The sequence below is a fragment of the Amycolatopsis sp. Hca4 genome, assembly GCF_013364075.1.
Taxonomy (GTDB): Bacteria; Actinomycetota; Actinomycetes; order Mycobacteriales; family Pseudonocardiaceae; genus Amycolatopsis.
The window spans coordinates 4833608-4856269 of record NZ_CP054925.1 but is presented as its reverse complement, the minus strand read 5'-3'; the positions used below and the strand labels follow the sequence as shown (position 1 = coordinate 4856269).

General features: G+C 69.5%; 21 protein-coding genes, 2 tRNA genes and 1 other RNA gene. 15 read left to right on the top strand and 9 right to left on the bottom strand.

All coding sequences use genetic code 11. The annotated features are described in order from the left end of the window. Positions 1 to 65 precede the first annotated feature (65 nt). Positions 66 to 1094 (top strand): PDZ domain-containing protein, encoded by a 1029-nt coding sequence (locus HUT10_RS21125; protein ID WP_368660770.1) that lies wholly within the window; start codon positions 66 to 68, stop codon positions 1092 to 1094. Positions 1095 to 1167: 73 nt separating this feature from the next. Here the strand turns inward: HUT10_RS21125 and HUT10_RS21120 are convergent, their stop codons facing one another. Beyond that, positions 1168 to 1707, bottom strand: a complete 540-nt coding sequence (locus tag HUT10_RS21120; protein WP_176172810.1) for a PPA1309 family protein — start codon at positions 1705 to 1707, stop codon at positions 1168 to 1170. 149 nt (positions 1708 to 1856) lie between these two features. Here HUT10_RS21120 and HUT10_RS21115 point away from each other — a divergent pair, with 149 nt between their 5' ends. Together HUT10_RS21115 and HUT10_RS21110 are read left to right on the top strand one after the other, a co-directional pair. After that, positions 1857 to 4859, top strand: a complete 3003-nt coding sequence (locus tag HUT10_RS21115; RefSeq protein WP_303246973.1) for a UPF0182 family protein — start codon at positions 1857 to 1859, stop codon at positions 4857 to 4859. Between the two features lie 67 nt (positions 4860 to 4926). After that, positions 4927 to 5000: transfer RNA gene (locus HUT10_RS21110), tRNA-Met, on the top strand. A 208-nt stretch (positions 5001 to 5208) separates the two neighbouring features. Here HUT10_RS21110 and HUT10_RS21105 read toward each other — a convergent pair. Beyond that, positions 5209 to 6627 (bottom strand): FAD-dependent monooxygenase, encoded by a 1419-nt coding sequence (locus HUT10_RS21105; RefSeq protein WP_176172809.1) that lies wholly within the window; start codon positions 6625 to 6627, stop codon positions 5209 to 5211. A 96-nt stretch (positions 6628 to 6723) separates the two neighbouring features. Here HUT10_RS21105 and HUT10_RS21100 point away from each other — a divergent pair, with 96 nt between their 5' ends. The 8 genes from HUT10_RS21100 (at position 6724) to HUT10_RS21065 (ending at position 12704) form a co-directional block, all read left to right on the top strand. Then, the gene (locus HUT10_RS21100; protein ID WP_176172808.1) at positions 6724 to 7308 is read left to right on the top strand and encodes a TetR/AcrR family transcriptional regulator C-terminal domain-containing protein; all 585 of its coding nucleotides are present in this window, start codon (positions 6724 to 6726) and stop codon (positions 7306 to 7308) included. Positions 7309 to 7385: 77 nt separating this feature from the next. Further along, positions 7386 to 7459 (top strand) — tRNA-Met (locus HUT10_RS21095). A 416-nt stretch (positions 7460 to 7875) separates the two neighbouring features. Continuing rightward, positions 7876 to 8376, top strand: a complete 501-nt coding sequence (locus HUT10_RS21090) for a PadR family transcriptional regulator (protein ID WP_176172807.1) — start codon at positions 7876 to 7878, stop codon at positions 8374 to 8376. 63 nt (positions 8377 to 8439) lie between these two features. Beyond that, the gene (gene prfB / locus HUT10_RS21085) at positions 8440 to 9537 is read left to right on the top strand and encodes a peptide chain release factor 2 (protein WP_176172806.1); all 1098 of its coding nucleotides are present in this window, start codon (positions 8440 to 8442) and stop codon (positions 9535 to 9537) included. 112 nt (positions 9538 to 9649) lie between these two features. Continuing rightward, positions 9650 to 10339: a cell division ATP-binding protein FtsE gene (gene ftsE, locus HUT10_RS21080; RefSeq protein ID WP_003082104.1), complete on the top strand. Its 690-nt coding sequence runs from the start codon at positions 9650 to 9652 to the stop codon at positions 10337 to 10339. 48 nt (positions 10340 to 10387) lie between these two features. Then, entirely contained in the window at positions 10388 to 11281 is an 894-nt protein-coding gene (gene ftsX / locus HUT10_RS21075; RefSeq protein WP_176172805.1) for a permease-like cell division protein FtsX, read from the top strand. A 44-nt stretch (positions 11282 to 11325) separates the two neighbouring features. Further along, on the top strand, positions 11326 to 11808 hold the full coding sequence (gene smpB / locus HUT10_RS21070) for an SsrA-binding protein SmpB (RefSeq protein WP_176172804.1): 483 nt from the start codon (positions 11326 to 11328) through the stop codon (positions 11806 to 11808). Continuing rightward, on the top strand, positions 11805 to 12704 hold the full coding sequence (locus tag HUT10_RS21065; RefSeq protein ID WP_176172803.1) for an amidohydrolase family protein: 900 nt from the start codon (positions 11805 to 11807) through the stop codon (positions 12702 to 12704). The genes smpB and HUT10_RS21065 overlap by 4 nt, the downstream gene beginning before the upstream one ends. On the opposite strand, the gene HUT10_RS21060 is transcribed toward HUT10_RS21065, so the two are convergent. From HUT10_RS21060 to HUT10_RS21040, 5 genes are all read right to left on the bottom strand, one after another. Beyond that, positions 12694 to 13998 carry an acyltransferase gene (locus HUT10_RS21060; RefSeq protein WP_176172802.1) on the bottom strand — a complete coding sequence of 435 codons (1305 nt, stop codon included), beginning with the start codon at positions 13996 to 13998 and terminating at the stop codon, positions 12694 to 12696. The genes HUT10_RS21065 and HUT10_RS21060 overlap by 11 nt on opposite strands. Before the next feature lie 94 nt (positions 13999 to 14092). Continuing rightward, positions 14093 to 14317: a hypothetical protein gene (locus HUT10_RS21055; RefSeq protein WP_176172801.1), complete on the bottom strand. Its 225-nt coding sequence runs from the start codon at positions 14315 to 14317 to the stop codon at positions 14093 to 14095. Positions 14318 to 14435: 118 nt separating this feature from the next. Beyond that, on the bottom strand, positions 14436 to 15077 hold the full coding sequence (locus HUT10_RS21050) for a response regulator transcription factor (RefSeq protein WP_176172800.1): 642 nt from the start codon (positions 15075 to 15077) through the stop codon (positions 14436 to 14438). 39 nt (positions 15078 to 15116) lie between these two features. After that, positions 15117 to 16250, bottom strand: coding sequence for a sensor histidine kinase (locus HUT10_RS21045; RefSeq protein ID WP_176172799.1), 1134 nt, complete (start codon positions 16248 to 16250; stop codon positions 15117 to 15119). Further along, positions 16247 to 16921, bottom strand: a complete 675-nt coding sequence (locus HUT10_RS21040; RefSeq protein ID WP_176172798.1) for a sensor domain-containing protein — start codon at positions 16919 to 16921, stop codon at positions 16247 to 16249. The genes HUT10_RS21045 and HUT10_RS21040 overlap by 4 nt, the downstream gene beginning before the upstream one ends. A 151-nt stretch (positions 16922 to 17072) precedes the next feature. Here HUT10_RS21040 and ssrA point away from each other — a divergent pair. Both ssrA and HUT10_RS21030 read left to right on the top strand, forming a co-directional pair. Next, positions 17073 to 17440: a transfer-messenger RNA gene (gene ssrA, locus HUT10_RS21035) on the top strand. Between the two features lie 485 nt (positions 17441 to 17925). Beyond that, entirely contained in the window at positions 17926 to 18081 is a 156-nt protein-coding gene (locus HUT10_RS21030) for a hypothetical protein (protein WP_176172797.1), read from the top strand. A 1-nt stretch (position 18082) separates the two neighbouring features. On the opposite strand, the gene HUT10_RS21025 is transcribed toward HUT10_RS21030, so the two are convergent. Both HUT10_RS21025 and HUT10_RS21020 read right to left on the bottom strand, forming a co-directional pair. Further along, positions 18083 to 19321 carry a diguanylate cyclase gene (locus HUT10_RS21025; RefSeq protein ID WP_176177923.1) on the bottom strand — a complete coding sequence of 413 codons (1239 nt, stop codon included), beginning with the start codon at positions 19319 to 19321 and terminating at the stop codon, positions 18083 to 18085. Positions 19322 to 19460: 139 nt separating this feature from the next. Continuing rightward, on the bottom strand, positions 19461 to 20678 hold the full coding sequence (locus tag HUT10_RS21020; protein WP_176172796.1) for an MFS transporter: 1218 nt from the start codon (positions 20676 to 20678) through the stop codon (positions 19461 to 19463). Positions 20679 to 20833: 155 nt separating this feature from the next. On the opposite strand from HUT10_RS21020, the gene HUT10_RS21015 reads away from it, so the two are divergent. Together HUT10_RS21015 and HUT10_RS21010 are read left to right on the top strand one after the other, a co-directional pair. Further along, positions 20834 to 21895 carry a type IV toxin-antitoxin system AbiEi family antitoxin gene (locus HUT10_RS21015; RefSeq protein ID WP_176172795.1) on the top strand — a complete coding sequence of 354 codons (1062 nt, stop codon included), beginning with the start codon at positions 20834 to 20836 and terminating at the stop codon, positions 21893 to 21895. Continuing rightward, positions 21864 to 22661 carry a nucleotidyl transferase AbiEii/AbiGii toxin family protein gene (locus HUT10_RS21010; protein ID WP_176172794.1) on the top strand — a complete coding sequence of 266 codons (798 nt, stop codon included), beginning with the start codon at positions 21864 to 21866 and terminating at the stop codon, positions 22659 to 22661. Before HUT10_RS21015 ends, HUT10_RS21010 begins: the two co-directional genes overlap by 32 nt. The last annotated feature ends 1 nt before the right edge of the window (position 22662 follow it).

Genomic DNA, 22662 nt, shown 5'->3' with positions numbered 1-22662 from the left:
CCCGTCGAGCGCGTCAACCGTGGCCTTCACCGGGAAGCGAACGCGGTCACCGTACGCTGTCGGTCGTGACCAAGTCCTCCGAGGAGACCGCCCCCGCGAAGAGCGCCCCGGAACCGGCGCCCGAGCCGGCCGGCGAGGCCCGCCGGATGACCCGGCGGGGCTGGACGCTGGTGGTCAGCGGCTCGCTGTTCCTGATCTTCGTGGTGCTCGGCTCGGTCGTGCCGGTGCCCTTCGTCGCGATCAGCCCGGGCCCGACCTACGACACGCTGGGTCGCGACGCGGCGGGCAACCCCGTCATCCAGGTCACCGGGCACGAGACCTTCCCGACCACCGGCGAGCTGCGGATGACGACCGTCTCCCTGCACGACGGTGTCACCCTCTTCCAGGGCCTCGGCTTCTGGGCGAGCGGGCGGTACGCGCTCGCGCCGCGCGAGGAGTACTTCAAGCCCGGCGAGACGAACGAGCAGGTCAAGCAGGAGAACATCCAGCAGCTGCAGGACTCGCAGACCAACGCACAGGTCGCCGCCCTGCGGAAGCTCGGCTACCCGATCAAGGTGCTGGCGAAGCAGATCGTCTCCGGCAGCCCGGCCGACCACGTGCTCTCGCCCGGCGACAAGCTGATCACCGTCAACGGCAAGAAGATCGTCGAGGCCGCCGACGTGCGGGCCGCGCTCAACGGCACGCTGCCCGGCCAGACCGTCCAGATCACCTTCCAGTCCGACGGCCAGCCCGAACGGACCGTGCCGCTGACCCTCGCCGCGCGGCCCGACCGCAAGGAGGGCTTCATCGGCCTCACCGCGGTCGACCGCGCCGACGCGCCGTTCACCGTCAACATCTCGCTGCAGGACGTCGGCGGCCCGTCGGCCGGGCTGATGTTCACCCTCGCCATCATCGACCGGCTGCAGAACGGCGACCTCGCCGGCGGACGGCACATCGCCGGCACCGGCGAGATCACCGAGACCGGCGAAGTCGACCCGATCGGGGGATCTCGTTCAAGGTCGTCGGCGCCCGCGAAGCCGGCGCCACCGACTTCCTGGTGCCCGAGCACAACTGCGCCGAGGCCAAGTCGAACGCGCCCGACGGGCTCAACCTGATCAAGGTGTCCACACTGGACGACGCGCTCGCCCAGCTGGCCAACCTGAAAGCCGGTCGGCCGACGGCGTCCTGCTAGGGCAGCAGCGTGGCCTTCAGCGCTTCGACCAGGTTCGGCGCCAGATCGGGGCTTTCCACGATCTCGTCGATCGATTCGTCGGTGCCCGCCCCGCGCAGCCGCATCACGCAGGCGCCCTCCCCGTCGCGCAGGACCGCCGCGACCAGGCGCGCCTCCGTGCGCTGCGGGTGGTCCGCGGCCGCGCGGCGAAGGCTTTCCGCGTCCGCCTCGGCGACGTCCGGCAGCTCCGACTCCGAGCCCGGCGGCAGCACGATGATCTCCTGGGCCAGCGCGCAGCCGATGACCAGATCCGGCCAGGCGATCCGGCCCAGCGCCTCGGCCAGGTCGCCGTCGGGCAGCGCCTCCTGCGCCACCGGCGTCAGCGGGTTCGCCCGGTCGAGCTGCCCGGCCAGCTCCGGCTGCTCGTCCAGCAGCGCGGCCGTCGGCACCAGGGCGAACAGCTGCGGCGGCTGGTCCCAGCCCGCCGCCGCCATGAAGTCCTCGATCTCACGGGCGAGCGCGGCCACACCGGCCTGTCGCGCTTCGTTCGCTGCCATGCGCACATCGTGTCAGGTCGGCCGGCGCCGCGACGCCGCGAGTCCGGTTTGGGCGGGTCACGGGAACTTCCCCGGGCATCCGTAGAGTTAGGGAATCAGGGGGCGCACGCGCCCCTGCTCAAGTATTGACGAAGACAGGAGCGTGTGCCGTGGCGACTCGGCCCCCGGTGAGCCTGCCGAAGCTGTCCCGGCGGAGCCGGATCCTCCTCATCATCGCCGCGGTGATCGTGCTGGCGCTGCTGCTCGGGGCCCGTCTCCTCGACACCTACGTCGACTGGCTGTGGTACGGCGAAGTCGGCGCGCGGCCGGTGTTCACCACCCAGCTGATCACCCGCGTGATCCTCTTCTTCGCCGTCGGGCTGCTCGTCGGCGGCGCGCTGGCGATCAGCCTGATGATCGCCTACCGGACGCGCCCGGTCTTCGTGCCGATCTCCGGCGCCGACGACCCGCTGGCGCGCTACCGCTCGGCGATCGTCGCCCGCATCCGCCTCTTCGGCGTCGGCATCCCGGTGCTCACCGGCCTCATCGCCGGCCTGTCCGCCCAGGGCGACTGGCAGGTCGTGCAGCTGTTCCTCAACGGCACCTCCTTCGGCCAGACCGACCCCGAGTTCGGCAACGACGTCGGCTTCTACGCCTTCGACCTCCCGTTCTTCAACTGGCTGCTCGGCTGGCTGTTCATCACCGTCGTCATCTCCTTCTTCGGCGCGCTGATCGCGCACTACGTCTTCGGCGGCATCCGGCTGGCGGGCAAGGGCGGCCAGCTCGCCGGCCCGACCCGCGCGCAGCTCGCCATCACCGTCGGCCTCTTCGTGCTGCTGAAGGCGGTCGAGTACTTCTTCGACCGGTACAACCTGCTGCTGTCCGACCGCGGCATGCCGCTGTTCGTGGGCGCCACCTACACCGACCTCAACGCGGTGCTGCCGGCCAAGCTGATCCTGCTGTGCATCTCGGTCATCTGCGCGATCGCCTTCTTCGCCGGTGCCTTCCTGCGCAACCTGCAGCTGCCGGCCATCTCGCTCGTGCTGCTGATCCTCTCCGGCATCCTCGTCGGCGTCGCCTGGCCCGCCATCCTCGACCAGTTCTCGGTGAAGCCGAACGCGAACGAGAAGGAAGCGACGTCCATCCAGCGCAACATGGACGCCACCCGCCGCGCCTACGGCCTCACCGACGTCCAGTACCAGCCCTACACCGGCAAGTCGGACGCCACCCCGGACCAGATCAAGGCCGACAACGGGACGATGTCGAACATCCGGCTGCTCGACCCGAACATCCTCTCCGACACCTTCACCCAGCGCGTCGGCCGCGAGAACTTCTACGGCTTCCCGGCCAAGCTGGACATCGACCGCTACACCGTCGGCGGCGTGACGCAGGACTACATCGTCGCGGCCAAGGAGATCAAGACCGAAGGCCTCACCGGCAACCAGACCAGCTGGATCAACAAGCACCTCGTCTACACCCACGGCAACGGCTTCGTCGTCGCGCCGGCCAACACGATCGACCGCGCGGTCAAGGACGCCAACTCCGACGGCGGCTACCCGATCGCCACCACCAGCGACACGCAGAACCCGGCCGGTGCCGGCGCGCCCGCGACCGGCCAGCCCGGCATCGAGGTCAAGGAACCCCGCATCTACTACGGCGAGCTGTCCGCCGCGGAATCCGACTACGCCATCGTGGGCGGCACCACCGGCAACGCGCCCGGCGAGTACGACACCGCCACCGACCGCTACAAGTACACCGGCACCGGCGGCGTCTCGATCGACAACTGGTTCAACCGCCTCGCCTTCGCCGCCGAGTACGGCGAACGGAACATCCTGTTCTCCGACGCCATCGGCGACAACTCCAAGATCATGTACAACCGCGACCCGCGCGACCGCGTCAGCAAGGTCGCGCCGTGGCTGACCCTCGACGGCGACCCGTACCCGGCCGTCGTCGACGGCAAGATCCAGTGGATCATCGACGGCTACACCACGCTCAACAACTTCCCGTACGCCCAGCAGACCCAGCTCGGCGCGGCCACGAACGACTCCCTCAACGGCGTCGCCCGCCAGGCCAACAGCTCCATCAACTACATCCGCAACTCGGTCAAGGCCACCGTCGACGCCTTCAACGGCACCGTCACGCTGTACTCGATCGACGACAAGGAACCGGTCCTCAACGCCTGGGAGAAGGTCTTCCCCGGGCTCGTGAAGCCCAGCTCCGACATCTCCCCGGACCTGCGGGCCCACTTCCGCTACCCCGAGGACCTCTTCAAGATCCAGCGTGAACTGCTGTCGCGCTACCACGTCAGCAACCCGCAGGAGTTCTACTCGCAGCAGGCGTTCTGGAGCGTCCCGCAGGACCCGACGGCCGAGGGCGGCTCCAACCCGGCCGCGGCCGGCGCGGCCAACCAGCCCGGCTACTACGTCCTCGCCGACACCCCGGGCCAGACCAAGCCGACGTTCCAGCTGACCAGCTCGCTCACCGGCCTCCAGCGGCAGTACCTCGCGTCCTGGATGTCGGTGTCGTCCGACCCGACCGACTACGGCAAGATCCGCGTCCTCCAGCTACCCAGCGCGGCCACCGGAGCCACCCAGGTCGACGGGCCCGTCCAGGTCCAGAACCGGTTCCAGAGCGACTCCCGCGTCGCCCAGGACCGCACCCTCTTCAACAACCCCAACGTCACCCCCATCTACGGCAACCTGATCACGCTCCCGGTCGCCGACGGCTTCCTCTACGTCGAACCCGTCTACATCCGGCAGCGCAACCAGAACAGCTACCCGCAGCTGGCCCGCGTCCTCGTCTCCTACGGACCCAAGGTCGGCTACGGCGCCACCCTCCAGGAAGCCCTCGACCAGGTCTTCGGCGCGGGCACCGGCGAAGCCACCACGACGCCGCCCCAAGCCGGCCAGCCGACCACCAACCCACCCACCTCCACCAACCCCACCACCACCCCGCCCGCCAACAACGGCAGCGGCAACGCGGCCCTCGACAAAGCCGTGACCGACATCCAGTCGGCCATCGCCAGGCTCAAAGCCGCCCAGCAATCCGGCAACTTCGCCGACCAAGGCGCCGCACTCGCCGCCCTCGACGCGGCCGCCCGCGCCTACGAAGCAGCCAAGACCGCGGCACCGGGAACCAGCACGGCACCACCCACCAGCCAGCCCGGAGGGTGACGTCGAGCACCCGGACGGCACCTGCTTTGCACCCGCCCGAAAGGCAGGCGTAAGGTAGGTGCCACGACGCGGGGTGGAGCAGCTCGGTAGCTCGCTGGGCTCATAACCCAGAGGTCGCAGGTTCAAATCCTGTCCCCGCTACAGAGGTTGGGAGGGGTGTGCTCGCCAAGATCGGCGAGCACACCCCTCCTTCGCATTTGTTCTGGGGGTCGAACCCCCAGACCCCCGCCAGGGGGGGCTTCGCCGCCCCTGGACCCCCCTGCGTTGGGTTTCGTTCTCGAGTGAGTCTGCGTTCTTGAGTTGGCCGGCGTTCTCGAGGGAGCCAGCGTTCTTGAGTTAGCCGGTGTTGTCAGGTCAGCCAGGGTTTTGTTTCTCCTGTTGTGTTTGCTATGTAGCCGTCTGGGCGGACCAGGAGCCTCTCTGCGTCCGGGTAGGGGAGTTCGGGGACTTCTGCTACGAGTACCTCTTTGTGGGGCTTTGGTTGTGGGGTTTTTGTCAGGAGGACCCAGGTTCCTTTGTGGAAGAGCGTGCTTGCGTGACCGTCGCGGGTGGGGAAGTCGGGGAGGCGGGTTCCTGCTGCCGGGTGGGGATCTTCGTTGGCGTACTTGATGTTCAGGCCCGAGACCATCCCTGACAGGCGGTGCTGGACTTCGGGGATCGCTGCCAGGTCTCGGAAGAGAGCTCGTAGCGCCAGCTGGTTGGGGTTGGTGGGGATCAGGGCGTTCTGGGCCGCCACGTTGTCCAACACCTGCTGTGCCACTGGACGGCGCTCTGCTTCGTACGTTTCCAGGAGTCCCGCCGGGGCTCGGCCGCGGAGTTCGGCCGCCAGCTTCCAGCCCAGGTTCATCGCGTCCTGGATCCCCAGGTTGAGACCCTGGCCCCCGGCCGGGAAATGGATGTGGGCCGCGTCGCCCGCCAGCAGGACTCTGCCCACCTGGTAGTTCTCCGCCAGGCGGCTGTCGTCCGAGAAGCGGCTCGCCCAGCGGATTTCGGCGATCCCGGCCTCTTCGCCGAAGCGTTCCGTGACCGCTGCTCGCACTTCGTCCGGGGTCACCTCGGCTCGGAGGTTCCGGGGGCGGTTCAGACGGTCTCCGAAGCTGATCCGGTAGAGGTTCCGCTCGCCCAGCGGGATCACGCCGATGAACTTGCCCGGGCTGCCCGAGGTCACCATGTTCGTCATCGAACGCCACTGGGTCGGGGCCCCGGGCGGCGCCGACTCGAACAGGACGTCCGCCGCTACGCCGTGGCCCTGGCCTTCAATGCCTTCGAACGGCATGTTCAGTGCCTTGCGGACCGTGCTTCGGCCGCCGTCGCAGCCCACCAGGTACTTCGCTCGGATCCGCAGTTCGCCCGCGGTGATCGTGACGCCTTCGGCGTCTTGGGTGAAGGTGGTCAGTTCGTGGCCTCGCCTCACCTTCACGCCCTGCTCGGCCAGGCGCTCCTCCAAGGTCGCTTCCACCTCGGCTTGGGGAATGCCCAGCTGGTACGGGTGGCGCGTGTCCCAGCCCGTGTAGGGGATCGGGATCACCGCGAAGTGTCCGTCCGCGACAGTCGCGAACGCGCGGTCCTTCGCCCGGGGCAGCAGGCCGCGGAGGTCCAGCACCTCCGCCGTCCTCGGCTGGAGGTTCAGGGCCTTCGACAACCCCGTTCGCTCGTGCATCCGCTCGAGCACCTGGACGTCCACTCCGGCCAGTGCCAGCTCGTTCGCCAGCATCAGGCCCGTCGGGCCCGCGCCGGCCACGACCACTTCCGCGGTCAGCTCCGTCATCTCCCCAGCTCCTTAACAACGTTAAATTGACCTGCCCCGAGGATGGCCTTAACATCGTTAAACTGTCAAGCGGGGATCGTGGGGAGTAACGCAGAGATGGCTCTGACCAGGGAGAACATTGCTCGGTCCGGGCTGAAGCTGCTCAACGAGGTCGGGCTCAACGGGCTCACGCTGCGGCTGATCGCCGCGGATCTCGGGGTCAAGGCGCCCGCGCTGTACTGGCACCTGAAGAACAAACAGGAGCTGCTCGACGAGATGGCGACGCAGATGTACCGCGATTCCGCGGCCGATCGGCGGCCGCCGGCTTCGCTGGGGGAGTGGGAAGCCGCAGCGCACGGGGCCCGCGCGCTGCGGCGGATGATGCTCGCCTACCGCGACGGCGGGAAGGTGTTCGCCGGCACCTACCTCGGCGACCTGGGTCTCGTCGGCCCGCACCCGCTGCGCCGGAGCATCGACGCCGGCCTCGACGAGCGGCTGGCCGACCGGGCGGTGTTCACCGTCTACTGCTTCGTCATCGGCTACGTGATCGAGGAGCAGGCCGTGCGGCCCATGCCCGGTGAGTTCGACGAGCGCTACCGCGGGTCGGCGGGCGAGGCGGTGCTGGGTGACGCCGACGCGCGGTTCGAGGACGGGCTCGCTATGGTCCTCAGTGGAGCCCGCCAGTGGCTGGAGACGGCGTAACGGCAGGTCAGAGCGTTTAGGGACCCCGGTGTAAAGCCCCTGGCAACCCCGTGTAATCTATTCAAGTACCACAACGGCGCGGGGTGGAGCAGCTCGGTAGCTCGCTGGGCTCATAACCCAGAGGTCGCAGGTTCAAATCCTGTCCCCGCTACAGAGGTAAGAGGCGTGTGCGAACGGAAAGCGTTCGCCACGCCTCTTTCGCTTTGTTTTGGGGGTCGAACCCCCAAACCCCCGCCAAGGCGGGCTTCGCCTCCTTGGATCCCCCGCTGTGGTCGCCTTTTGCTACGAATCTCGCGATATGGACACCGGTGTCGGCCGGTTGCGGTGCGTGTCCGCGGTGCGCCAAGCCGGGGAGTGCCGCCCGCCGAACTCACCTGCCTGGAGGTTGCCGGGCGTGCCTCGATGCGTCTGGTTGGCCCAAAGATTCCTGGGAGCGGTTGCAGAGCGTGTTCACGTCCACAGTGGACCGGCTCGCGTTGGGCCGAACGAGGGGATCTGTCTAGCCACAATGGACAGATACGCTGACCACTGTGGACACAGCGGCCGATAAGTGGGAATCTAGGGGGCGTGTCCGAATTGAATGCAACAGCCGCCGCCCTGCTCGGTCTGCTCCACGACGGTCCCGCCACCGGCGGGCAGCTCGTCGCGGGAGCGGGTGAGCGTTTCGGCGCCTTCTTCAGTGTCACCCGCAGCCAGGTGTACCGGGAGCTCCCGGCGCTGTCAAAGGAAGGCTTCGTCCGGCTCGGCAAGCAGGGCCCGCGCTCCAGCCAGCAGTACCTGATCACCGCCGCCGGCAAGAAGGCCTTCAAGGCCTGGCTGACGTCCGAAGCCGGCCCCGACCACCTGCGCAGCCCGCTCATCCTGCGGCTCGTGCACGCGGGGTCGCTGACGGCGAAGCAGCGCCAGACGCTGCTCGACTCGGCCAGGGCGAGCTACGGCCAGCAGCTCGACGACGCCAAGGCGGCCACCAAGGCGGCCGAGGGGCCGTACGAAAAGGCCGTCGCCGAGTTCGCCCAGGCCCAGGCCAAGGCCGCGCTCAAGCTGCTCGACGCCATCCCCGCGGCCTGAGGTTCGCGCGCCCACGACCGGTCCTCGCAACCGGTCGTGGGTTTTGCCGTAACCTTGACAAACGTGAGTGATGAGTTCGACGCGGCATTGAGGGACCTGGCCGGCAAGCTGACGCAGATCGAGTCGGTGATGGACCTCGATTCGCTGCGCGCGCAGGTCGCCGACCTGGAGGAGCAGGCATCGAGCCCGACCCTCTGGGACGACCCGGAGGCGGCCCAGAAGGTCACCAGCCAGCTCTCGCACCGGCAGGGCGAGCTGCGCCGGGTGTCCGACCTGCGCCAGCGGCTCGACGACCTCGGCGTGCTGTACGAGCTCGCCGAGGCCGAAGGCGACTCCGGCAGCCTCGCCGAGGCCGAGACCGAGCTCGCCGACCTGGGCAAGGCCATCGACGGCCTCGAGGTCCGCACCCTGCTCTCGGGCGAGTACGACGACCGCAACGCCGTCGTCACCATCCGGTCCGAGGCGGGCGGCGTCGACGCGGCCGACTTCGCCGAGATGCTGCTGCGCATGTACCTGCGCTGGGCCGAGCGCCACGGCTACCCGACCGACGTCTACGACATCTCCTACGCCGAAGAGGCGGGCATCAAGTCGGCGACGTTCAAGGTGAGCGCCCCCTACGTCTACGGCACCCTCTCGGTCGAGCAGGGCACCCACCGGCTCGTCCGGATCTCGCCGTTCGACAACCAGAGCCGCCGCCAGACGTCGTTCGCGCACGTCGAGGTGCTGCCCGAGGTCGAAGAGGTCGACCACGTCGACATCCCGGAAAAGGACATCCGGGTCGACGTCTACCGATCGTCGGGCCCCGGTGGACAGAGCGTGAACACCACCGACAGTGCGGTGCGCATCACGCACATCCCGACGAACATCGTCGTCTCCTGCCAGAACGAGAAGTCGCAGCTGCAGAACAAGGCGGCCGCGATGAAGGTCCTCCAGGCGCGGCTGCTGCAGCGGAAGAAGGAAGAAGAGCGCAAGGAGATGGACGCGCTCAAGGACGGCGGCTCCAGCTGGGGCAACCAGATGCGCTCCTACGTGCTGCACCCGTACCAGATGGTGAAGGACCTGCGCACCGAGTTCGAGGTCGGCAACCCGACCGCGGTGCTCGACGGCGACATCGACGGCTTCCTCGACGCGGGCATCCGCTGGCGGAAGCAGACCGCCTGATCGGCGCAAGGGGTGTTTGCGCGACCGCTCACCGTACGCAAACGCCCCTTGCTCCACTCGGGTGGACCGGGCAACCGGGGCTTCACGAGACCGGTGGGTAGTATGCCGAATCGTGATCCGGCTCGAAGAGGTTTCCAAGGTCTACAAGACCTCGACGCGGCCCGCGCTCGAGCGGGTGTCCGTCGACATCGAAAAGGGTGAGTTCGTCTTCCTCATCGGTCCCTCGGGATCGGGGAAATCGACCTTCCTCCGGCTCCTGCTGCGCGAAGAGACGCCGAGCAAGGGCCGTGTGATGGTGTCCAACTTCGACGTCGCCAAGCTGGCCCGCCGCCGGGTCCCCCGCCTGCGGCAGACCATCGGCTGCGTCTTCCAGGACTTCCGCCTGCTGGCGAACAAGACCGTCGCGGAGAACGTGGCGTTCGCCCTCGAGGTCATCGGCAAGCCCGGCCCGACCATCAAGAAGGTCGTCCCCGAGGTGCTGGAGCTCGTCGGCCTCGACGGCAAGGCCGACCGGCTGCCCAACGAGCTCTCCGGTGGTGAGCAGCAGCGCGTCGCGATCGCGCGCGCGTTCGTCAACCGCCCGCTGGTGCTGCTCGCCGACGAGCCGACCGGGAACCTGGACCCCGACACCAGCCAGGACATCATGCTGCTGCTGGAGCGGATCAACCGCACCGGCACCACGGTCCTGATGGCCACCCACGATCACTCCATCGTGGACTCCATGCGGCGCCGAGTCGTCGAGCTGCAGCTCGGCCGGGTGATCCGCGACGACGCCCGCGGCGTCTACGGCATCGGTCGCTGAGACCCGCCCACCCCGCACCGCCCCCGACCCCAAGGACCTGCACCCGCCATGCGCGCCAGTTTCGTCTTCAGTGAGGTAGTCACCGGCCTGCGCCGGAACGTCACGATGACCATCGCGATGATGCTGACCACGGCCGTGTCGCTCGCCATGCTCGGCGGCGGCCTGCTCGCCGTCCGGACGATCGACAAGATGAAGTCCAACTTCCTCGCCGACGTCGAAGTTTCGGTCTACCTCACCGACGACATCAGCGCGAACGACAAGAACTGCACCCAGTCGCTGTGCCAGACGCTGCGGACCTCGCTGCAGAGCAACAACGGTGTCGAGTCGGTCGTCTTCGAGAACCGCGACCAGGCCTTCGACCGGTTCAAGAAGATCTTCGAGAGCCAGCCGGAGCTGATCGCGCTCACCGGCCCGGAGTCGCTGCCCGCTTCGCTGCACGTGAAGCTGAAGGACCCGGACCGCAGTGACGCGATCGTGCAGGAGTACGGCACCAAGCCGGGCGTGCGGAAGGTCGACGACCAGAAGAAGTTCCTCGACCGCGTCTTCAACGCCTTCAACGGTGTCCGCAACATGGCCTTCGGGGCCGCGCTCATCATGGCCGTCGCCGCGTTGCTGCTGATCGCCAACACGATCCAGGTGTCCGCGTTCACCCGCCGCACCGAGGTCGGCATCATGCGGCTGGTCGGCGCGACGCGGTGGTACACGCAGCTGCCGTTCCTGCTGGAGGCGGTGGTCGCCGGCGCGGTCGGTGCGGTCCTCGGGATCATCATGCTCATCATCACGAAGGCCGGCTTCCTGGATTCGGTGTTCACCGGCGACGTGTTCCCGAAGATCACCATGCTGGAGCTGCTGTTCCCGGTCGCGCCGATCCTGCTCGGGGTGTCCGTGGTGATCTCCGCCATCACCGGTTACGTCACGCTGCGGCTGTACGTCCGGCACTAGATAACCCGCTGCTCGTCACCGTCGGAATCACGTAGAGTGGTCGTATGCCCAAAGAACGTGGCCAGAAGGTCATCGTGTCGAACCGCAAGGCGCGGCACGACTACTCCATCCTCGACACCTACGAGTGCGGTCTCGTGCTCGTCGGCACCGAGGTGAAGAGCCTGCGCGAGGGCAAGGCATCGCTGGCGGACGCGTTCGCGACGGTCGACGACGGCGAAGTGTGGCTGCGCAACGTGCACATCCCGGAGTACACGCAGGGCACGTGGACCAACCACACCCCGCGGCGCACCCGGAAGCTGCTGCTGCACCGGCGCGAGATCGAGAAGCTCATCGGCAAGACCAGGGAAAGCGGGCTCTCCCTGGTACCGCTGTCGATGTACTTCAAGGACGGCAAGGTCAAGGTCGAGATCGCGCTGGCCCAGGGCAAGAAGGCCTACGACAAGCGGCAGGCGCTCGCCAAGCGGGACGCGGACCGCGACATCAGGAAGGCCATGGGCCGGGCGCTGAAGGGCCGGTTCACGGAGTGACGCCCGGTCCGGCTTCCGACGGCGACGTCGCTCGCTGGACGGCGTCGCTCGGCCTGCCGGGCCTGGTCGACCTGCACGTCCACTTCCTGCCGAAGCCGGTGATGGACAAGGTCTGGGCGTACTTCGACGCGGCCTCGACGCACTACGGCACCGAGTGGCCGGTGTTCTACCGGACGTCCGAAGAGGAACGTCTGGAGACCCTGCGTGCGCTCGGTGTCACGCGGTTCGCCCCGCTGGTCTACCCGCACAAGCCCGGCATGGCGGAGTGGCTGACCGAGTGGGCGCTGGACTTCGCCGCGCGGGTCCCGGACGCGGTGCCGACCGGGACCTTCTACCCCGAGCCCGGCGCCGGGTCCGCTGTGGACGGTGCGCTGCGCGCCGGCGCCCGGGTGTTCAAGGCGCACGTGCAGGTGGGCGCCTACGACCCGCGCGACGACCTGCTGAAGCCGGTCTGGGGCGCGCTGGCCGACGCCGGCGTCCCTGTCGTCGTCCACTGTGGACACGGTCCGTTGCGGGGCGACTTCACCGGGTTGTCGGTGTTCGAGGAGGTGCTGGCGCGGCACCCGAACCTGACGGCGGTCCTCGCGCACGCGGCGATGCCGGAGTTCGGCACGGCGTTCGAGCTGATGGCGAAGTACCCGCGGGTGCACCTGGACACGACGATGGTCGGCGTGCCGTTCGCCGAAGCGATGTCGCCGCTGCCGCCGGACTGGACGGCCCGGCTGTCCGGCCACGCCGACCGGGTCGTGCTCGGCACGGACTTCCCGAACATCCCGTACCCGTACGTGACGCAGCTGCAGGCGATCGCCGGCTGGGCGGAAGCCGACGATCGCCTGGGGGAGCCGTTCCTGCGGGCGGTGCTGCACGACACGCCGCTGCGGCTGCTCAGCGTTTGATCGTTGCGCGTTCGCTGACGGTGACCGCGCGGCCGAGCAGCTCGGTCACCGGGATCTGCTTGCCCGCCAGGAGGAAGCCGGCCGTCGCCAGGACCACCCACGGCACCGGGCCGTGGGCGATGCCGTCCGAGAGCGGGGAGAACCCGTGCGCCGCCAGGCCGAGCAGGCCGCCCGAGATCAGCAGCCCGGCCGCGACCAGCTGCGGCGTCCGGGCGGTGAGCGCGCCGGTGTCGCGCTGCATCTCGAAGTGGGCGAACAGCCGCAGCAGCCCGAACAGCACCATCGCGCACGCGGCGAACCACCCGGGCGCCATGACCAGCCAGAACACCGTGCCCGGCGCCGGAGTCTGATAGCCGAGGCCGTACACCGTCACCCCGGCCACCACGACCAGCGCCGGCATGTGCCAGAGGTAGACACTCATGAACCGGGCGCCCAGCCAGCTGAGGGCGTCACCGACGCCGGGCCGGGCCGCCAACGCGTTGAGCTGCGGGCGGAAGGCGAGCAGCAGACCGACCTGGCCGACGGCGAGGAAGGCGAGCAGCACGGTCGGCGGGCTCATGTTCGACACCGGCGCGCCCGGCATGCCGATCATGCTGGCCGGGTAGGGACCGAACGCGACCAACAGCGCGGTGAGGCCGAACCCGGCGGCGGACAGCGTCAGCGCGCCGCGGCGGGTCAGCGAGCCGAGCCTGCCTTCGACGTAGTGGAAACCGAGCTGGTGCACGGCGACCCAGACGAAGACCGCGTTGGCGTACCCGATGTAGCCGAAGTCGTTGAAGCGGGCGACGTCGACCAGAACCCCCGCCGCACCCATGACGAGCGGCACCTTCAGGCCCCACCGCCGGTGCGCGGCGACCATGAGCGGCGTCAGGAGCACGACGAGCACGTACACCGCGAGGAACCACAGCAGCTGCGCGGCGATCGCACTGGCGACCTGCAGCGGTTGCGGCGGGACGCCCAGGCCGCGCAGGAAGTCCGGCGCGATCAGCCAGACCGCCATCAGCGGCAGCACCGGCGTCATCAGGCGCTTGAGCCGCCCGGCGAGCCACTGCCGCGGGGACGTCGCGCGGCGGAAGGAGATCAGGTTCGCCGCGCCGCCGGCGAAGAAGACGAGGGGCATGACCTGGCTGAGCCACGTGATGACCCACCAGCCCGGCGTGGCGAGGGCGTTGCCGGTGGCGAGGTGCCCGTCGGAGTAGGACAGCACCGGCATCAGCCAGTGCTGGGCGATGACGGCGAGGATGGCCCCCGCCCGGACGACGTCGAGGAACCTGTCCCGGCCCGCTGTCTGCATGCCGTTCAGCCTGGCCGGTTCGACCTGGGGAAACAGCGGTGCTGCCCGGTCTGTTCGGGGTCCTGTTCACCCCCGGTCGGTGCGGGGGTTTCCCCTACCTCAGGCCGTCGGGCTCGGGTTCGTGCTGCGTGGCGGCGACGCGGTACTCCCAGCCGTGCTCGGTGAGGCCGAGCTCGTAGCGGGTCTCGATCTTCGGGCCGCCGTGCAGGTGGATGTGCCGGATGACGGTGCCCGGGATCGGCTCGGCGTCCCCGAGCTCCTGGACGCGGCCGTCGAGCGGGCCGCCGAAGAAGCGGACGCAGCGGATCTCGTCGGACATCTGCGCGCTCCTCTCGCGGCTGGGTCCGCTCATGGTAGGTGAGCGCTCACACGGGTGCCGCCCGCGGAACGGGTGACCCGTTGTCCACTTTACGGGACTTCCGGTCACCGTCCGTTGCTCAGCGGCCCAGGTACGTCAGCACCGCACGAACGCGACGGTGTTCCTCCGCACTGGCCTCGAGGCCGAGTTTCGAGAAGATGTTGCCGATGTGCTTCTCCACCGCGCCGTGCGAAACCACCAGCGAATTCGCGATCGCCGTGTTCGACAGGCCCTGGGCCATCAGGCCGAGCACTTCGGACTCGCGGGCGGTCAGGGCGTCCAGCGGGTTGCGGCGGCCGCGGGCCATCAGCTGGGCGATCACGTCCGGGTCGATCGCCGTGCCGCCGCCGGCCACGCGGCGGACCGCGTCCAGGAAGTCCGCGACGTCCGCCACGCGCTCCTTCAGCAGGTAGCCCACCCCGCCGGCCCCGCCCGAGAGCAGCTCCACCGCGTAGGACTCCTCGACGTACTGCGACAGCACCAGCACCGGCAGGCCGGGGACCTCCTTGCGCGCCGCCAAGGCCGCGCGCAGGCCCTCGTCGGTGAACGTCGGGGGCATGCGGACGTCGACGATCGCCAGGTCAGGACGATGTTCCTTCACCGCGCCGAGCAGGTCGTCCCCGTTGTCGACGGCCGCCGCCGTCTCGATGCCCTCGTCGGCGAGCAGGCGGGTCACCCCGGCCCGCAGCAGCACGGCGTCCTCGGCGATGACTACCCGCATCCGGCCCCCAAGCTCGTGGATGAACGGGGTCCAGCCTATTCACCACTGGCAGGGGAGGTCAGCCCGGATCACGGTCGGGCCGCCGACCGGGCTGACCACGGTGATCACGCCGTCGATCGTCGCGGCGCGGTCGGCCAGGCCGGCCAGCCCGCCGCCGGGACGCACCTCCGCGCCGCCGTGACCGTTGTCGGTGATCTCGACGACGACGTGGTCGTCGGTCCGCCACACCTTCACGCCCGCCTCGGTCGCTCCGGAGTGCTTCGCGATGTTCGTCAGCGTCTCGCCGACGATGAAGTACGCCGTCGTCTCCACCGCGGCCGGCGGCCGCGGCTCGACGGCCACCGAGACGTCCACCGGGATCGGCGACTTCGCCGCCTGCGCCGACAGCGCCGCGTCCAGCCCCCGGTCGCCCAGGACGGCCGGGTAGATGCCGCGCGCCAGGTCCCGCAGCTCCGACACGGCGAGCTTCGCGTCCGCGTGCGCCTCGTCGATCAGGTCCCGCACCGCCTGCGGGTCCTGGTCGAACTTCGACTTCGCGCGGCCCAGGCTCATCGCCACGGCCACCAGCCGCTGCTGCGCGCCGTCGTGCAGGTCACGCTCGATGCGCCGGCGTTCGGCCTCGGCCGCGTCGACGCCGCGGGCCCGGGACGCCTGCAGCCGCTCGGCCTTCTGCTCCAGCCGTTTCGTGCGGTCCGGGCCCAGCAGCGCCAGCGCCAGCTCGGCGTGCAGCCAGCCCAGCCACGGCGTCACCCAGATCGCCATCGGCAGCAGCACGACCGACGCCAGCGCGATCGCGAACTCCGCGCACGCCAGCGGGAACGCGGCCGTCAGGTAGGCGAGGTCACGCCACGTCGTCGCGTCGCTCAGCCGGACCATCCACCGCCGCAGCAGCGGCTGCCCCTCTTCGTACGGCCGCCGCTGCACCGGCGGCAGCGGCACGTTCAGCATCCGGCCGGCCCAGGCCCGCTCACGGTCGCCGGACCACCGGACGAAACTCGTCGTCGCCAGCAGGATCGGGAACCCGACCCAGATCACCGCCGTGGACACGCCCACCGAGATGCCCACCACGATCAGCACGAACTGCACCAGCCGGAGGACGAAGCTGACGATCATGTAGAGGATCGTGCGCGCCGGGTGCGGCCGCGGGTGGTCCAGTTGCTGCGCCTCGGTCATCCCGCCACCAGGTTCTTCTCTTCCGCGTTTTCCCACCAGCGCTCCATCCGGCGGCGCTGCGCGACCGTCGGGCCCAGCAGCGCGTTCGCCAGCCGGGCGTGCGTGCCCGCCAGCGCCTTGGTCAGCGCCACCGACAACGCGACGAACAACACCCCCAGCGCCGCCCACGGTAGCGCCTCGACCGTGGAGTCCACGGTCAGCCACGGCACCTCCGAGTTGGGGAACCGGTACTCACCGCCCGGCAGCCACCGGAAGTAGACGGGCAGGAAAACCAGCGCGAGGCTCGTCGCCCAGAACGTCGTCACCAGCACGAACTCGACCAGGCCCACCGGGAAGAGCAGCGCGAAGTAGGCGAAGTCCCGCCAGGTCGACGGGTCCTTCAGCCGCCCCTTCCACCGCAGCGACTGCTTGCCGGACGGCAGCGGCAGGTACGGCAGGTCGATGTAGCGGTCCAGCAGCGCGTAGACCCGCGCCCGCTCCAGCCGCGCCGCCCCCCGCACCGCGAGCACGACCAGCGCGAGCAACCCCACCCCGACCCACACCACGGCGGTACCCGCCCCGGCCGAGACGAACGCCGTGAGGAACCCGAACGCCAGCACCCCCAGCGGCAGGTTCATCAGCAAGAACACCACCGAACCACCGAACGGCGGATCCCGCCTCTCGTTCACCATGACCGCGCTCCTTCCCACGGCTCCCAGCATCGCGGCCCGCGCTCGCGCGCGACATGGTGTGAGCGGGCATCCCGGCGGTAGGGCTGGCCCCACCCACCCGGAAGAAAGCGGTGGCGCCGGGCGTTATGATGAACAGGTTGTGTCCCGACAAGGGGGTGAACGGTTTCGACTTTGGACGTTGATTCAGGAGAAGCGTGCCGGTGCAGGCGAGAGACCACCGTAAGCGTCATCGCAACCAAATAAGCGCCGACTCCAGTCAGCGCGAGTTCGCCCTCGCCGCCTGAGCGAGTGCGACTCTGTCGGCCCGGGTTCGCCTCCGGCCCGGGTACCGGCATCAGCTAGGAGGCTCAGCGACTGTCCCGGCCACGGGGAACAGTCGTGAAGCAAACAGTGGCTGGGCTCGTCACCTCAGCTTGTTCGCGTGACTGAGGGAGCCAAGCAGAGACGTAGCGGACTGCGCACGGAGAAGCCCTGTTGATACGCCAGAGGACCCGGGTTCAATTCCCGGCACCTCCACTTCACTTTGCGGAAGGCCCACGCCCCTTCGGGGCTGGGCCTTCCTTCGTTTCGCCATGTCCTTTGGGGGTCGGACCCCCAAACCCCCGCCAGGGGGCTCCGCCCCCTGGACCCCCGGTGTGGTTGCGTTGGGTGGGTGGCCGGACTGAGGTGGCTCCCGGGGTCGGAGCCGGGTTCGGTTCGAGGGCTGCCGGAGTTTGGACGGGTGAGCTGGGTTTTTGGGTTTGCCCTGGCCGGCTGCGCCGACCGGGCAGTTGGGGTGGCTGGTTTTGCGTGGTGGCTGCCGGCGGGAGGGTTGTCTGCCGTGGGTGGGGAGGGTTTCGGGGGTCACTCGGGTGTGTGGTGGGGGCCACTTGTGGGTGAAATTTTTGTGAGTGTCATGCTGGGGGCCCGACCATGGCTCCGCACCCGTGGGGTCGGAAGTAGGTGGCCAGATGACCTGGGCCCGTCCTAGTGGCAGCTCTCTCGCCCACGACGATGACAGCCGGATGGGGGTTATCCGGGCCGAGGAGGCCGTTCGGCTCGCCGCGACGCACGAACGAGCCGCCCTCACCGTTGCCGGGCACTCGTCCGACTCGCAGGAGTGCGCCGAACTGCTCGCCATGCTCGGCCTCGACGCCGGGACGTGGCAGAAGAGCGGCTGAGCTACACCAGGTCCGCCACGTGGACCACCTTGTTCCGGCCCGTCGCCTTCGCGTGGTAGAGCGCCGTGTCCGCCGCGTCCAGCAGACGCTGCAGTGACGCCCCCGCCTTCGGGTACACCGCGATCCCGATCGAGACCGTCAGGCCCGTTATCGACAACTGGCCCGCCGGAACCGTCAACGCGCTGATCGCCCGGCGGATGCGCTCGGCCACCGCGCCGATGTCCGGCTGCGTGATGCCCGGCAACAGCACCACGAACTCTTCGCCACCGAAGCGGCCGACCGCGTCGCCGCGGCCGCGGACCGCCGAGATGATCGACTGGGCCACCGCCTTCAGCACCGCGTCGCCCGCCAGGTGACCGTAGGTGTCGTTCACCTGCTTGAAGTGGTCCAGGTCGAGCATCAGCAGCCCGAACGTCGTCCGCTGGCGCGCCGCGGCCGCCAGCGTCCGCTCCGCCAGCGCATGCCAGCCGCTCGTGTTGTACAGCCCCGTCTTCTCGTCGCGGTGGGCCGCCACCTCCAGCTGCTTCACCAGCACCGTCCGGTGCAACAGCAGCAACGGCGGGAAGACCAGCACGACCAGGCCGGGCAGCGTCGCCAGCGCCACCGCGTTCAGCGCACCCAGGCACAGCGTCGCCACTTCGAGGCCGTTGTCCGCCCAAGTGCCGAAGAGGGCCTCCGGTGTCCGGCCGACTTCGCGGCGGGCCGGGAGGACCAGCAGGGCGTTGACCACGAAGAACGTCACGCCCGCCGCCGCGATCGCGAACGTCCCGGCCCAGCCGTGGGCCGTCGCCGCGCGGACGTCGGGGAGGCCCGACAGCCGCAGCACCGACTGGGCCGCGTAGCACGACAGCACGATGATCGCCGCGTTGCTGACCGTGCGGGACGCCGGTACCCGCTGCAGCCGGTACCAGCTGCGGATCGCCAGGTGCGCGTACAGGCCGCCGACCAGCACCGCCAGCAGGATCGGCGGCAGCAGGAGGACGCCCGCGAACGTCCAGACCGACGTCATGTTGATGTGCGGTGTCCCCGACACGCGACGGCGGATGCGCTCCACGCGCCGGCCCGTCTCCGACTGCAGCACCCCGAGGACCAGCAGCACCACCAGGATCGCCAGCGTCCGGCGGTCCACCGCGACCGGGGACGGGCGTAGCGTCAGCGCCACCGCCGCCGCCTCGGTCACCAGGCAGTACGCGATCACCCGCGGACCCTGGCGCCACAGCGCCCAGTGCCGCGGTGCCACGAGGACGTCACGAATACGCAGCCCGGTGCGCGGAATCCCGCCCCCGGTCCGCATACTCATGGTGTCCGGCCGGTGACGGAGCCGGTCCGGCCCGACGTTGCGGAGGGAGGCGCACCATGTGCGGACGCGACAACTGAGGTCATCGATCCTCCAGCCCGACCCGGCGCCACGCCCTCGCGATCGGCACGGCCACCGCGGCACCCGCCGCCCCGGCCGCGGCGATGGTGTGCGCCGGGCCCAGCACGTCGGCCAGCGCGCCCGCCGCGGCCGCGCCGACACCTTGAACCGTGATCAGGCCCGTCGAATTGACCCCGGCGCACTGCGCGCGGTGCTCGTCCGGCACCCGGCGCATGAACGAGACCGTGCCCTGGATGTTGTAGCCGGTCGCCAGTAGCCCGGACACCGCGAGCAGCACCACCGACGCGACCAGGCCCGGCCGGAAGACGAACACGACCAGCGGCAGCCCGGCCGCGATCCCGAGCAGGCCGAGCACCCGGAGCTGGACGCGCTCGGGGATCCACTTGCCGAACACGACGCCGCCGAGCACGCTGCCCGCCGGGTCCGCCGCCATCAGCAGCCCCACCAGGGTCGCGCCCGCGCCGATGCCCGCCGCGTACGGCGCGGCCAGCGCCTCCGGGACGACGTAGAACCCGGCCAGCCAGTTGAGCGCCACCAGCGTCCGCAGCGCCGGGTCGCGCCAGATCAGCCGGATGCCCGCGCCGGTCGTGGTCAGCCACGCGGGCCGGACCGCCTTCGCGATCGGCGCCCGCCGCCGGACGCCGGTGACCAGGAACAACCCCGAGAGCAGGAACGTCGCCGCGTCCAGCGCCAGTGCCGCGGACGGGGTCAGTGCGGCGATCAGCGCGCCGCCGCCGGCGAACCCGGCCAGCTGCGCGCCCTGCATCGTCACGTTCCGCAGGGCCATCCCGACGAGGTACCGCTCGCCTTCGAGGACCGACGGCAGCAGCGCCTGCTGCGCGGCTTTGAACGGCCCGCCGAGCGCGGTCATCACCGCGACCAGCACGCACAGCACCCACAGCGGGACGCCGGGGATCGCGATGACCCCGACCAGCGCCGCCCGCGCCAGGTCGGCCGCGACCATCACGTCCCGGCGCGGCCAGCGGTCGCCCGCGCCGGCCAGCAGGATGCCGCCGAGCAGGGAGGGCACGTACGTCAGCGCGTAGGTGAGGCCGGTCAGCGCGGCGGAGGACGTCCGCTGGAAGACGAGCACCGCGAGCGCGACCCTGGCGAGCTGGTCACCGCAGACGGACAGCAGTTCGGCGGTCCACATCGCCCGGAACTCGGCGACGGCGAGCACCGCACCGAAGCCGGCCCTCTTCACGCGTGCGTCATCCATCGGTGCCCCTCGCAACGGCAACCTCAGTCAAGGTAATCACCCACCGGAGTGGAATCGAGCCGTTCGGTGACAGTTGCCCCGAACGCACCAGTCCGTCACGCCGGGTGGCCGCGGGTCCGCTTGCGGCGGAGAGGCAAGACGTTCAATATGAAAGCATGTTCAATGAAAATGAACATGCTCGCTCGCTGAACGAGCAGAACCTCATCCGGGTGGCGCTGGATCAAGTGAGCGAGTTCGGCCTCCGTGGCGAAGTGCTCGTGGTGCAGTACGGCGAGCCCGGCGATGCGCGCCGGCTCGACGCAGTGCTGCGCCTCACGACGCGGTCAGGAGCCACCCGGACCTACGGCACCGAGGTCAAGCAACGATTGACGCCGGAACTGGCCACCAGCATCACCCTGCCCACGCAGCTCCCGGAGTTGCTGGTCACGACCTATGTCACCGAGCCGGTCGCCGAGCGGCTGCGCGCCCGGGGAATCGACTATTTGGACACGGCGGGCAATGCGCACCTGGCCTGGGACGATGTTCTGGTCGACGTCCGCGGGCGGCGCAATCCGGTCATTCCACGTTCGAGAACCTCCCCCCGGGCAGCCGGTGCCTTCGGCCGGTCGGGTCTTCGCGTGGTGTTCGTCCTCCTCAGCCGGCCGGACCTGGTGTCCCGCCCGTACCGAGTCCTGGCCGAGGCCAGCGGGGCCTCGCTGGGAACCGTGAAGGCGGTCATCGACGAGCTCACCGGGGCGGGTTACCTGTACGCCGGTGCGGAGGGCCGCCGGTTGGCGCGCGGTGGCGAATTGCTCGACCGCTGGTCGGAGGCGTACTCGATCACCCTGCACGGCCCGCTCTCGCTCGGCGAATTCTCGGTGGGCGACCTCTCGTGGTGGCGGAACTCGGAAACCGAGATGCGGTCGATGGACATCCAGGTGGGAGGCGAGGCCGGCGCCAGTCTCATAGACCCACACCTGCGGCCAGCCTCGCTCACGCTTTACGTGGAAAGTTTCCCGGCGCAGTTCGTCGGCCGGCATCGCATGGCCCGAGCGGAGGGCGGCGGGAACGTACACATCCGGGAAAGGTTCTGGCACTTGCCTGATCATGACTCCTGGATAGTGCCTTCCCCGCTGATTTATGCCGATCTGCTGGCCTCCGGAGACCCCCGCCAGCGTGAACACGGAGACCGGATTCGGAGCAGTGATGATCGACTTGTCAGCCTCGGCCGATCGTGAGATCGCCCTTACTGCTCGTGCGTTGGTGCGCATCGACGCGGCCGCCAGGGCGGCGCATTTGGACTACCTCGTGGTCGGCGCGACGGCGCGCACGATCCTCTCGATCGGGTTGGTCGGACAGCCGCCCGGCCGCTCCACCCGGGATGTCGACATCGCTGTGGAAGTATGCAGCTGGGAGGATTTCGAGCGGCTGACCGGCCAGCTCGAACGGCATGGCCGGGGTGTGCACAAGTTCCTCGTCGACGGGGTGGAAGTCGACGTGGTGCCCTACGGCGGAATCGAGCGTGAAGACCGCACCATCCTCTGGCCGGACGACTACCGGATGAACGTCCGCGGTCTGAGCGAGGCAGCGCCGACAGCCGAAACCGTCGTCCTGCCCCAGGGGGTCACTGTCCGCGTCCCCGCAGTGCCGGCGTTGGCTCTGCTCAAGCTGCTGACTTGGCGGGATCGGCGCAATACGACCACCCGGGACGCGGACGACCTCGCCGAAATGATCTCGTGGTACTCGTCGGGCGCCTGCTTCGACCGTCTTTATGAAGAACCCGAAGTGCTGGAAAAGAACGAATACGACCCGGCGCTTGCCGGTGCCTGGCTGCTCGGGTCGCAGATGACTGCACTGCTCGACGGAGAAGGCCGCCGGGTACTGCTACAGATCGCTGAGGACGAGGATACGTTGAGACTGCTGGCCGCCGACGCGCGGGCGCCCCGGGCGCCGCAACCGATGCTTGCGCTGGGCGCGGGCATCCGAGACGCGGCCGGGAGCTGAG